This window comes from Streptomyces sp. NPDC041713 (assembly GCF_055591085.1).
The window spans coordinates 753,505-765,162 of sequence record NZ_JBVIZY010000003.1; the positions used below are offsets into that span (position 1 = coordinate 753,505).

Sequence of the window (11,658 nt, forward strand, 5' to 3'; positions counted from 1 at the left end):
CATGCTGCGGCGGTCCTGACGGGATTTGCTGTGTCTGATGGCGGCTCCGCCGCGGGCGCGGCCTCCACCGGGCACGAAGAAGGGCCGCACCCCGAGAGATGCGGCCCTTCTTCTGCTGCGGTCCTGACGGGATTTGAACCCGCGGCCTCCACCTTGACAGGGTGGCGAGCACTCCAAACTGCTCCACAGGACCTTGCTCGCGGCGCTTGTTGGTGCGTTGCGCTGCGAGACAGGACTCTACAGCAGTGCAGGCCCGGCGGTCGAACTCACCCTGTGCGCTCGGCCGGTTACGGCACCGCCGCGTCGATCGCCTTCACGATGCGCTTGTCGGAGACGGGGTACGCCGTGCCCAGCGCGTGCGCGAAGTAGCTGACCCGGAGCTCCTCGATCATCCAGCGGATGTCCAGGACCTCCTGCGGGACGGGCCGCCCCTGCGGCATCTGTTCGAGCAGCCACAGGTACTCGTCGCGCATCTCCCGAACCTTCTCCATGCGCGCGCTGTCCCGCTGGACGTTGGCCGGCATCTGCTGCAGGCGCCGGTCCGCCGCCACCATGTACCGCATCAGGTCGGCCAGCCGCCGCAGCCCCGTCTCCGTCACGAAGCCCGGCTTGATGAGCGCGTTCAACTGCTCCCGCACGTCCGCGAGGTTGGCGAGCAGCGCCGGGCTCTTCGCCGACTTCAGGCGGCGCTCGCACGCCTGCCAGGCGGCGAGGACCTGCTGCACCTGCCCGACCGCCCGCACCGTCGTGTCGACGATCTCCGCGCGCACCTTGTCGAAGAGCTTGCGGTACGACTCCTCGTCCCAGACGGGCCCGCCGAAGTCCGCGATCAGCTGGTCCGCCGCGGCCATCGCACAGTCGTCGAAGAGGGCCTGCATGGAGCCGTGCGGGTTCGCCGACAGGGCGAGCTTCTGCTGGTTGCTGAGCTTGTCCGAGGCGAACTTGGCCGGATTGACGGGGATGTTGCGCAGGATGAGGCGCCGGGTGCCGCGCCACATCGCCTGCAGCTGCTCGGCCTCGGTGTCGAAGAGCCGTACGGAGACGGTGTCGCCGTCGTCCACCAGCGCGGGGTACGCCTTCACCGGCTGACCCGCGCGGCGCGTCTCGAAGACGCGCGAGAGCGTGCCGATCGTCCAGTCCGTAAGTCCGGACCGCTCGACCGCCGCGCCGCCCGACCGCTCCGCCGTCGCCGCGGCCGCCTGCGAGAGCGCCTGGCGGGCCTTCGGCTTCAGCCGGACCTTCAGGGCTTCCAGGTCCTTGTCCTCGGCGAGCTTCTTGCGCCGCTCGTCGGTGATCCGGAACGTGATCTTCAAATGGTCCGGTACGCGCGTCAGGTCGAAGTCGTCCGGCGCGACGGGCACCCCGACCATCCGCTGCAGCTCGCGCGCCAGCGTCACGTGCAGCGGCTCCTGCAGCGGCACCGCACGCTCCAGGAACGCCTTCGCGAAGTTCGGCGCCGGCACGTAGTTGCGGCGGATCGGCTTGGGCAGGGAGCGGATCAGCTCGATGACCACGTCCTCGCGCAGCCCCGGGATCTGCCAGTCGAAGCCCTCGTCGGTGACCTGGTTCAGGACCTGCAGCGGGATGTGGACCGTCACGCCGTCCGCGTCCGCGCCCGGCTCGAACTGGTACGTCACCCGGAACGTGAGCTGCCCCTGGCGCCACGCGTCGGGGTAGTCCGCCTTGGATACGCCCTGCGCCTTCTCGTTGATGAGCATCGACCGCTCGAAGTCGAGCAGTTCGGGCTCTTCGCGCTGCTTCTTCTTCCACCAGGAGTCGAAGTGGGCGCCCGAGACGACGTCCGCGGGGACCCGCTGGTCGTAGAAGTCGAAGAGCGTCTCGTCGTCGACGAGGATGTCGCGGCGCCGCGCCCGGTGCTCCAGCTCCTCGACCTCGGTGAGGAGCTTGCGGTTGGCGGCGAAGAACTTGTGGTGCGTGCGCCAGTCGCCCTCGACCAGCGCGTTGCGGATGAACAGGTCGCGGGAGACCTCGGGGTCGATCCGGCCGTAGTTCACCTTGCGGTCGGTGACGATCGGCACGCCGTACAGCGTGACCTTCTCTATCGCCATCACCGCCGCCTGGTCCTTCTCCCAGTGCGGCTCGCTGTACGTGCGCTTCACCAGGTGCTGGGCGAGCGGCTCGACCCACTCCGGCTCGATGCGCGCGTTGACCCGCGCCCACAGCCGGGAGGTCTCCACCAGCTCGGCCGACATGATGAAGCGCGGCGGCTTCTTGAAGAGCGCCGAGCCGGGGAAGACCGCGAACTTCGCGTTGCGCGCGCCGATGTATTCGTTCCGGCCGCCGCCGCGCTGCTTGGGGTCCCGCTCCTTGCTCTCCTTCGACTCCTTCACGTCCTTCATCCCGATGTGGGAGAGCAGGCCGGCGAGGAGGGAGATGTGGACGTGCTGCTCGGGGGCGTCCTCTTCGTTGAGGTGGATGCCCATCTGCTTGGCGACCGTGCGCAGCTGCGTGTAGATGTCCTGCCACTCGCGGATCCGCAGGAAGTTCAGGTACTCCGCCTTGCACATACGCCGGAAGGAGGAGGAGCCGCGCTCCTTCTGCTGCTCCCGCACGTACCGCCACAGGTTGAGGTAGGCGAGGAAGTCGCTCGTCTCGTCCTTGAAGCGGGCGTGCTGCTGGTCGGCCTGCGCCTGCTTCTCCGCCGGGCGCTCGCGCGGGTCCTGGATGGAGAGCGCGGCCGCGATCACCATGACCTCGCGCACGCAGCCGTTCTTGTCGGCCTCCAGGACCATCCGGGCGAGGCGCGGGTCGACGGGCAGCTGGCTGAGCTTGCGGCCCTGCTGGGTGAGCCGCTTCTTCGGGTCCTTCTGGGCGGGGTCCAACGCGCCCAGTTCCTGGAGGAGTTGGACGCCGTCGCGGATGTTGCGGTGGTCCGGCGGGTCGATGAAGGGGAACTTCTCGATGTCGCCGAGGCCTGCCGCGGTCATCTGCAGGATGACGGACGCGAGGTTCGTACGGAGGATCTCGGCGTCGGTGAACTCGGGGCGCGAGAGGAAGTCGTCCTCGCTGTACAGCCTGATGCAGATGCCGTCCGACGTACGCCCGCAGCGGCCCTTGCGCTGGTTGGCGCTGGCCTGGCTGATCGCCTCGATGGGCAGCCGCTGCACCTTCGTGCGGTGGCTGTAGCGGGAGATGCGGGCGGTGCCCGGGTCGATCACGTACTTGATGCCGGGGACCGTCAGGGAGGTCTCGGCGACGTTGGTCGCGAGAACGATCCTGCGGCCCGTGTGCTGCTGGAAGACGCGGTGCTGCTCGGCGTGCGAGAGCCGGGCGTAGAGCGGCAGGACCTCGGTGAACCGAAAGTTCTTCTTGTTCAGCGCGTCCGCCGTGTCGCGGATCTCGCGCTCCCCGGAGAGGAAGACGAGGATGTCGCCCTTGCCCTCGGCCTGCAGCTCCTCGACGGCGTCCGTGATCGCGGTGATCTGGTCGCGGTCGGAGTCCTCGCTGTCCTCTTCGAGGAGCGGGCGATAACGCACCTCCACCGGATACGTGCGTCCGCTGACCTCGACGATCGGCGCGTCCCCGAAGTGCCGCGAGAACCGCTCTGGGTCGATGGTCGCGGAGGTGATCACGACCTTCAGGTCCGGCCGCTTCGGCAGCAGCTGCGCGAGATAGCCGAGCAGGAAGTCGATGTTGAGGGACCGCTCGTGGGCCTCGTCGATGATGATCGTGTCGTACGCGCGCAGTTCGCGGTCGGTCTGGATCTCGGCCAGCAGGATGCCGTCCGTCATCAGCTTCACGTACGTGTCCGCGCCGACCTGGTCGGTGAAGCGGACCTTCCAGCCGACGGCCTCGCCCAGCGGGGTGTCCAGCTCCTCGGCGACGCGCTCGGCGACCGTGCGGGCCGCGATGCGGCGGGGCTGGGTGTGCCCGATCATGCCGCGCACGCCCCGGCCGAGCTCCATGCAGATCTTGGGGATCTGCGTGGTCTTGCCCGAGCCGGTCTCGCCCGCGACGATCACGACCTGGTGGTCGCGGATCGCGGCCGCGATGTCGTCCTTCTTCTGGCTGACCGGCAGCTGCTCCGGATACGTGATCACGGGCAGCCGTGAGCCGCGCTCGGCCATCCGCGCCCCGGCCTTCTCCACGTCCGCCGCGATCTCGGCGAGGACGGCGGCGCGGGCCTCGGGCTTGCGGATGCGGCGTGCACCCTCCAGCCGCCGGCCGATCCGGTGCTCGTCGCGCAGCGAGAGCTCGGACAGACGGGAGGCGAGGGTGTCGAGGGTGAGGGCGGGCTGCGTAGACATACGGGTTCCAGGATCTCACCCGCGGCTGGAGGCTGGCGAACCGATTTCTCCGGCGGGACGCCCCGGCACGTACGATTTCGCGCATGCTGTCCCGTGCGCGTGCGTCGTGGTCCCCTCTGTTGGGGGTGCTGCTCGTCGTGCTCGTGCTCGGGGTGTTCTGCGGAGGCGGGGGGTCCGCTTCGGCGGTGGCCTCTTCGTCGGCAGCGTTCTCGTCGCCGGCTTCCGCGTCGACTTCCGCGTCGGCTTTCTCGTCGGCTCCGGTGGTGACCGAAGCGACGGCAGCGATGGCCGGGGTGCCCGGGGTGTCCGGCGTGCCCGCCCCCGGCTGCGGCAAGGGGAGCCCGCAGGACGCGGATCACGTGCCGGGGACACCGGCGCGGACCGGCGCGGCGCAGGAGCTGCTGCCCGCGCTGTACGACGCGCACGCCGCGACCGGCGCGTGCGGTGTCGGCCGGCCCGTCCTGTCGATGGCGCCCGGCCGCGCGCCGCCCGCCCTCGACCCGCCCTCCCCGATGGATCTCTCGGTCCTGCGCGTGTAGGAGGCCCCTGACCTCAGGGGCCCCTTCATCGACGTACCAGTACAACAGGACAAGAGAGATCGCTCTGATGCCCAAGAACGACGACACCAAGAGCAAGAAGAGCCAGAAAAGCAGGAACGTCGCCATCGGCGCGGGCGTCGCCGTGGCCGCGCTGCTGCTCGGCGTCGCCTCGTACACCGCGACCAAGCCGGAGGGTTCCGGCAACCACACCGTGCGGGAGGAGGCCGCGGGTTCCTCCCCCGAGGCCGGCTCGCAGGAAGGCGTCTACCCCGAGCTGGAGAAGCTCGCGCGGCGCGACGCGAAGGACCCGCTCGCGCGCGGCCGCGCGGACGCGCCCGTCGTGATGGTCGAGTACGCCGACTTCAAGTGCGGCTTCTGCGGGAAGTTCGCCCGCGACACCGAGCCGGGCCTCGTGAAGAAGTACGTGGAAGACGGCACCCTGCGCATCGAATGGCGCAACTTCCCGATCTTCGGAAAGGACTCCGAGCGGGCCGCGCGCGGCGCATGGGCGGCGGGGCGGCAGGGCCGCTTCTGGCAGTTCCACGAGGCGGCGTACGCCGAGGGCTCCAAGGAGAAGGGGTTCGGCGACGACCGCCTGAAGGAGCTCGCGAAGGAGGCCGGGGTCAAGCACGTCGACCGGTTCGTCGCGGACGCGGGGAGCGACGCGGCGGGGGACGCGGTGCGCGAGGACCAGGAGGAGGCGTACGGGCTCGGCGCCGCGTCGACGCCCTCTTTCCTGGTCAACGGCCGGCCGATCTCGGGCGCGCAGCCGGACCAGGTCTTCCACCAGGCGATCGAGACGGCGGCGCGCGACGCGAAGTCGAAGCGGTCGGGGAAGGGCGAGGGACAGGGCCAGGGCCAGGGACAGGGCCAGGGCAAGGGACAGGGCCAGGGCAAGGGACAGGGCGAGGGTGGTTCGGAGTGACCGCCGATGTCGGGTACTTCGCCGCGTTCCTGGGCGGTCTGCTCGCCCTCGTCAGTCCGTGCAGCGCCCTGCTCCTGCCGGCCTTCTTCGCCTACTCGATCGACTCCGCGTCGCGCCTCGTCGCGCGGACCGGCATCTTCTACGCCGGGCTCGCGACCACGCTGGTGCCGCTGGGCGCCGCCGGGTCCTACGCCGGGCGGTTCTTCTTCGGCCACCGCGACCAGCTGGTGCTCGTCGCCGGGTGGCTGATCATCGGGCTCGGGGTGCTGCAGATCCTCGGCATGGGGTTCGCCTCACGGAAGATGGCGGAGCTCTCGGGCCGCATCCGTCCGACGACGGCCTTCTCGGTGTACGCGCTGGGGGCGGTGTACGGGCTCGCCGGATTCTGCGCCGGGCCGATCCTCGGCAGCGTCCTGACGGTGGCGGCGGTGAGCGGAAGCCCGGTCTACGGGGGGCTGTTGCTCGCCGTGTACGCGCTGGGCATGGCCGTGCCGCTCTTCCTGCTCGCGCTGCTCTGGGAGCGGTTCGACCTGGGGCGGCGCGGGTGGCTGCGGGGGCGGACGTTCCGGCTCGGCGGGCGGTCGGGGTGGCTCGGCGGGCGGCTCGGCCGGGTCGAGCTGCATACGACGTCGCTGCTGTCCGGCCTGTTCTTCGTCGGCCTCGGGGCGCTGTTCCTGGCCTACGACGGGACGACGGCGCTGCCGGGCCTGCTGGACGTGGACGACTCGTTCGCCGTGGAGCAGTGGGCCGGCGGCGTGGGCCGCGCGGTGCCGGACGCCGTGCTGCTGGTCGGGGTCGTGGTGCTGGTGGGGGTGGGGCTGGCGGTACGGGGGTGGCGGCGGCGGAGGAGAGGGGACGAGTCCGTTTCGTCGGCTGCGGAGTGATCTGAGCGGGTACTGGGCAGGTCGGAAGGTTTTACGTGGTTTAGCGTATTCGTATGCCTGATCATGAGCCGGAGCAGCAAGAGCACGAGGCGGGCGGGGCGGATGGTGCCGGGGCGCATGGTGCCCATGGGCGGGTGCCCACCCGGAGCGAGCGGTGGGACGCGTTCAAGCAGGGGCCGTTCTTGCCCGCGACCGTGCTGGTGTTCATCCTGGCGGCCGCGGCGGGGCTCTTCGCGGGCTCGTACACGTACTCCATGGCGAAGCCGACCCCCCACCACATCCCCACCGCGGTGGTGAACTCCTCGGACTCGGCGCGCGGCAAGGCGTTCCTGGAGGGCATGGAGAAGGCGCTGAACGCGTCGTTGGAGGTGCGGCGGTACGGGAGCCGGGCGGCGGCGCGCGAGGACATGGAGGAGCAGAAGGTCTTCGCGATCCTGGACGTGCCGTCGGGAACGGGTGAGTCATCCGGCGGGGCTTCCGGCAAGGTGACGCTGGACGTGTCGGGGGCGTCCGGCGCGTCCGTGGCGCAGGTGCTGGCCGAGACCGCGCCGAAGGTGGGGGAGAAGGTCGGGGTCACGGTGGCGGTGAAGGACGTGAATCCGCTGCAGGAGGGGGACCCGCGCGGGCTCGCCATCTTCTACATCTCGCTGGCGGCCGTGATCATCGGCTTCGTCGGGGCGATCCAGCTGAGCGTGCACGCGCGCGGGCTGAATCCGGCGGAACGGATCGGGTTCACGGTGCTGTATGCGCTGCTCGGCGCGTTCGTCATCGCGGCGGTGGTGGACTGGTGGCTGGGGGCGCTTGATCTTCCGTTCGTGGAGTCGTGGCTGATCCTGGCGCTGACGATGTTCACGTCGGGGATGGTCTTCACGATGTTCAACACGTTGTTCGGGCGGTGGGCGATGATTCCGACGTGGGGGCTGATGGTGCTCCTGGGGAACCCGTCGTCGGGCGGCGCGGTGTCGTGGCCGTTGCTGCCGTCGGTGCTGGGGCACATCGGGCAGTGGCTGCCGCCGGGGGCGTCGGTGAACGCGCAGCACACGGCGGTGTACTTCGGCGGCCACCAGCATGCGTTCCCGTTCCTGGTGCTGGCGGGCTGGGCGCTGCTGTCCAGCACGGTGTTCTGGGTCTGGCGCCACAGACACCCGGGGGGCCGGGCGAACGCGCCGGCCCACGCGGGGGCGTAGGCGGCTGCGCTTCGGGGTGGTCGGGGGGTGCGGGGCGGCTTGGGCTGGGGTCTGCGCCTCTTGCCCGTCGTTGGGTGCGGGGCGTTTCGGGCGGGCGCCTGCGCCTTCGCTTCGTCTGTGGGTGCGGGGCCGCGGGGGTATGTGCGTACTCGCCATCCACTGTTCGCCACGCCTCGCGGACAACATTGCTATTGCTGGCTCGGTGCTCCGTGCGCACATACCCCCACGTCCCCTCCCGTCTCGTACGCGGGTGACGGCCCGGCGGGGGCGACTACCCAAGCCCCCAGCCAGCGAGCCTCCCCCGCCCACCCACCCGCCCCTACCCCCACCCTGCGTCGCGGGGTGAACGGGTGGGTGGGGGGGGAGGCATCCGCCGCGGAGCGGCGGGACTGGAGCCAGGCAGGAGAGGGAGGCAGAGGGAAGAGGCGCCCCCGCCCGTGCGTGGCCCCGAGAGGGGTGCTTCGGGCGGCGTCGCGCCGGGGGAAACGCAGAAGCCCCGCCGGGACCGGCGGGGCTTCTGGAAGAGGTGGCTGGGGCCGGGATCGAACCGGCGACCTATCGCTTTTCAGGCGATCGCTCGTACCAACTGAGCTACCCAGCCACGCGATCCGCGAGGAATCGCAAGCGGTCCTGACGGGATTTGAACCCGCGGCCTCCACCTTGACAGGGTGGCGAGCACTCCAAACTGCTCCACAGGACCAAGCAATGTGCGAGCACCAGTCTCGCACAGGTGTTGCGTGCCCCCAACGGGATTCGAACCCGTGCTACCGCCTTGAAAGGGCGGCGTCCTGGGCCACTAGACGATGAGGGCTAAGAGGCCCGCCGTGTGCGCCTTGCAGCGCGTCGGGGACGTGAGAAGCATATGGGATGCGGGGAGCTATCGCCAAAACGGTTTACCGGGAGGGGGTGGAGGGCGTCGGCGAGGTGGGCGCCCCGGGGCGGTTCTCCCGGGGGAGATGGCGGCTGACCTCCGCCTTCGTCAGGCCGAGCCCGCCCAGTTCGATCTCGTCCCAGGCCTGCAGCCGCTTGCTCGTACGGTCCAGGTAGAGCACGGACGCCTGCACCGGGTCGGGGTACTTCCCCTCCACCGCGCGCAGCCCGCTGCCGCCCGTCGACCCCTCCACGCGCAGCCGCGTGCCGCCGTCCAGGACGTCCATGTCCCGGCGGTGCACGTGGCCCGCGAGGGCGAGTGGCACCTCGCCGTCCGTCTCCCGGGCCGCCGTGGGGTTGTGCGCGATCGCCACGTCGACCGGGGTCCCGGCCGCCCGCTCGGCGCGGAGTGCGGAGGCCAGCCGTATCCCCGCCATGTGTTCGACCGCCTCGCCCTCGGCCCGTACCGAGCGGTCGGGGGTGTACTGCGGGTCGCCGATGCCCGCGAGGCGCAGGCCGGCGATCGACACGGCCTTGCCGTCGTCCAGTACGTGCACGTTCTTCAGGCGCTCCAGATAGCTCTGGGTGGTCCGAGAGTCGTGGTTGCCGCGCACCCACACGTAGGGCGCGCCGAGGTCCTCGATCGGGTCGAGGAAGCCGTTCTCGGTGGCCGAGCCGTGGTCCATGGTGTCGCCCGAGTCGACGATGACGTCGATCTCGTACTGCTCGACGAGGGACGAGATGATCTTCCAGCTGGCCGGGTTCAAGTGGATGTCGGAGACGTGCAGGACCCGCATCGTGGTGGGGTCCGGCCGGTACGCGGGGAGCGTGGACGTCGCGTCGTACAGCTTGGTCACGTTGGTCACCAGGCGCGCCAACTCCTGCTGGTAGACGTCGAATTCGCTCACGATGCTGCGGGCGTTGCCGACGACCGAGGGGGCACTGCTGAGCAGGCCGGAGAACTTCGGTTCGAGGACGGACTTGGGGTTCCAGGTGGCGTACGCGACCGTGCCGGACGCCGCGAGCAGGGCGAGGGCCAGACCGCCGGCGGCCAGGGCGCGGCGCGGGCGGCGGTAGACGGCGAGGCCGAGCGCCGTCGCGCCGGAGACGACGGCGACGCAGGAGCGCACGGCGAGGTCGAGCGTGCCGTGGCCGACGTCGTCCGCGACCTCCTCCTGCAGGCCGGAGAGGCGCTCGGGGTGGTCGACCAGGGCCCGCGCGCGCACCGGGTCGAGGCGGTCCACGTCGACGTCCAGGCGGAGCGGGGCGACGTGCGAGCGGAGTTCCAGGGCGCCGAGCGGCGAGACGTTGATCTTCGTGCCGCCGGACACGGACGGGCGCAGGGTCATGCGGGTGTCCATCGGGCCGACCGGGGCGCGGACGCTGCCGACGATGAGGAGGCCCAGCCAGGCGCCGAGGACGACGACCAGGATCAGGCCGAGGGCGCGGGCGTAGGGATGCGGGGGGCTGGTCAGCTCGCTGGTGGGGTGGGCGCGGCGAGCGCGGTAGTGGCCTGCGAGGGCGGCGCCCGCCCTGCGCACGCCCCGGGGGACGACCGTGAAGTCGCGGGCCATTGGTCCCGTATGCCCAATTGGCGCGTCAGGTATGCCGGGACGGCAGCGGCGGCGTGGCCGACAATGGGGGAGTGCTGGAGATGACGCGCGAGGAGTTCGAGGAACTGGTCGGCGAGGCGCTCGACCGGATTCCGCCGGATTTGACGCGGCTGATGGACAACGTCGCCGTCTTCGTCGAGGACGAGCCGCCCTCCGACGACCCCGAGCTGCTCGGGCTCTACGAGGGGACGCCGCTGACCGACCGGGGCGAGTGGTACGCGGGTGTCCTGCCGGACCGCATCACCATCTACCGCGGTCCGACGCTGCGGATGTGCGGCTCGCGCGAGGAGGCCGTCGCCGAGACGGAGATCACGGTGGTGCACGAGGTGGCGCACCACTTCGGGATCGACGACGCGCGGCTGCACGCGCTCGGGTACGGGTGAGTCGGACGGGGCGCGGCGGTTGGGTGATGGGTCATGGTGCGTGGCGGCTGGGTGGCCCGGGTCGGGTGAGGCGAGTGGGGCCGGTGCCGGGCGTGGGCAGTGCGGGCCGGGGGCGGTGCTGGGCGTGCGTCCGGGCGTGCGTGCGTCCGCCCTGATGTGCGGGCGCCGTGGCGGGCCTCAGGGGGGTTGCCGTCCGTGTCCTCTTGCGGGCCGCGGGAGTTGGGCAGGGCGTCTCGATTCTCAGCGCCTCAGGAGGTGCTCGGCCGTGCGCCAGTTCTACGTTCCCGTCCGTTGGGCCGCGGTCGCGGTGGCCGTGGCGGCGACCGCGGGCTGCATGAGCGTCAGTGACGACGGGCACGCCCCGGGCCCCGGCCGGTCCGCCGGGCACCGCGGCGGTGCGGCCGCGCCCGACGGCGGCCCCGTGACGCAGGGCGGTGACGTCGAGGGCGGGGACGAGCTCGGCAAGGACGGCGCGAAGGGCGACGGGAAGGGCAAGGGGAAGGGCAAGGGCAAGGGGCGCGGGAAGGGTGGCGCGGCCGGCGGGGGCGAGTCCGAGCAGGGCGGTGCCAAGTCCGCGGCGTCGTCCCGGGCCTCGGCCTCCGCGAAGCCGCCGAAGGCCGGCGGGCCGGGGAAGCCCACGCCCACCCGGCCGCGGCCGACGCCGACCCGGACGACCCCGGCGCCCGATCCGCCGAAGCCCACCCCGACCCCGACGCCGGACCCGACCACGCCCGAGCCGTCCTCCTCGGCGCACGAGGGGTCCGGGGGGCAGGACGCGCAGCTGCAGCGGCGGAACGCGGAGATCGTGGTGCGGGAGCCGTCGCCCGAGGCGGGGCCCAGGTAGTTCCGGGTTGCGGGGCCTGGCCCCGTCGGCCCCGGTAGTCCCGGGTTGCGGGGCCCAGGTAGTCCCGGGTTTCCGGCCCCCGAAAAGGGGGCGGTTTGCCATCTGGGGTGGGGGGTGCGTATGGTGGTAGATCGTTTGATCCCAT

General features: G+C 71.3%; 8 protein-coding genes and 4 tRNA genes. 6 read left to right on the forward strand and 6 right to left on the reverse strand.

Annotated features, from left to right (window positions below):
• Positions 1-118: 118 nt before the first annotated feature.
• Positions 119-193, reverse strand: a tRNA-Asp gene (locus ACZ6CV_RS13075).
• A gap of 94 nt (positions 194-287) precedes the next feature.
• Complete coding sequence (gene hrpA / locus ACZ6CV_RS13080) at positions 288-4,268, reverse strand: ATP-dependent RNA helicase HrpA (protein WP_469250841.1); 3,981 nt, start codon at positions 4,266-4,268, stop codon at positions 288-290.
• A 263-nt stretch (positions 4,269-4,531) separates the two neighbouring features.
• Here hrpA and ACZ6CV_RS13085 point away from each other — a divergent pair, with 263 nt between their 5' ends.
• From ACZ6CV_RS13085 to ACZ6CV_RS13100, 4 genes are all read left to right on the forward strand, one after another.
• On the forward strand, positions 4,532-4,807 hold the full coding sequence (locus ACZ6CV_RS13085) for a hypothetical protein (protein WP_469250842.1): 276 nt from the start codon (positions 4,532-4,534) through the stop codon (positions 4,805-4,807).
• A gap of 67 nt (positions 4,808-4,874) precedes the next feature.
• A complete protein-coding gene (locus ACZ6CV_RS13090; RefSeq protein WP_469250843.1) occupies positions 4,875-5,732 on the forward strand; it encodes a DsbA family protein in 858 nt (285 codons plus the stop codon).
• Positions 5,729-6,616, forward strand: coding sequence for a cytochrome c biogenesis CcdA family protein (locus tag ACZ6CV_RS13095; RefSeq protein ID WP_469250844.1), 888 nt, complete (start codon positions 5,729-5,731; stop codon positions 6,614-6,616). The genes ACZ6CV_RS13090 and ACZ6CV_RS13095 overlap by 4 nt, the downstream gene beginning before the upstream one ends.
• A 53-nt stretch (positions 6,617-6,669) precedes the next feature.
• A complete protein-coding gene (locus ACZ6CV_RS13100) occupies positions 6,670-7,803 on the forward strand; it encodes an ABC transporter permease (protein WP_469250845.1) in 1,134 nt (377 codons plus the stop codon).
• A gap of 527 nt (positions 7,804-8,330) precedes the next feature.
• Here ACZ6CV_RS13100 and ACZ6CV_RS13105 read toward each other — a convergent pair.
• From ACZ6CV_RS13105 to ACZ6CV_RS13120, 4 genes are all read right to left on the reverse strand, one after another.
• Positions 8,331-8,404 (reverse strand) — tRNA-Phe (locus tag ACZ6CV_RS13105).
• A gap of 24 nt (positions 8,405-8,428) precedes the next feature.
• Positions 8,429-8,503: transfer RNA gene (locus ACZ6CV_RS13110), tRNA-Asp, on the reverse strand.
• A gap of 38 nt (positions 8,504-8,541) precedes the next feature.
• Positions 8,542-8,614 (reverse strand) — tRNA-Glu (locus ACZ6CV_RS13115).
• An 82-nt stretch (positions 8,615-8,696) separates the two neighbouring features.
• Entirely contained in the window at positions 8,697-10,247 is a 1,551-nt protein-coding gene (locus ACZ6CV_RS13120; RefSeq protein ID WP_469250846.1) for a metallophosphoesterase family protein, read from the reverse strand.
• Between the two features lie 71 nt (positions 10,248-10,318).
• Between ACZ6CV_RS13120 and ACZ6CV_RS13125 the strand changes: the two genes are divergently transcribed.
• Both ACZ6CV_RS13125 and ACZ6CV_RS13130 read left to right on the forward strand, forming a co-directional pair.
• Positions 10,319-10,669 (forward strand): metallopeptidase family protein, encoded by a 351-nt coding sequence (locus ACZ6CV_RS13125; protein WP_469250847.1) that lies wholly within the window; start codon positions 10,319-10,321, stop codon positions 10,667-10,669.
• 265 nt (positions 10,670-10,934) lie between these two features.
• Complete coding sequence (locus ACZ6CV_RS13130; RefSeq protein WP_469250848.1) at positions 10,935-11,513, forward strand: hypothetical protein; 579 nt, start codon at positions 10,935-10,937, stop codon at positions 11,511-11,513.
• Positions 11,514-11,658 lie beyond the last annotated feature (145 nt).

Bases quoted from the DNA above. Each gene is read 5' to 3' on its own strand.
- hrpA (WP_469250841.1), bottom strand. From the start codon at position 4,268: ATGTCTACGCAGCCCGCCCTCACCCTCGACACCCTCGCCTCCCGTCTG.
- ACZ6CV_RS13090 (WP_469250843.1), top strand. From the start codon at position 4,875: ATGCCCAAGAACGACGACACCAAGAGCAAGAAGAGCCAGAAAAGCAGG.
- ACZ6CV_RS13100 (WP_469250845.1), top strand. From the start codon at position 6,670: ATGCCTGATCATGAGCCGGAGCAGCAAGAGCACGAGGCGGGCGGGGCG.
- ACZ6CV_RS13120 (WP_469250846.1), bottom strand. From the start codon at position 10,247: ATGGCCCGCGACTTCACGGTCGTCCCCCGGGGCGTGCGCAGGGCGGGC.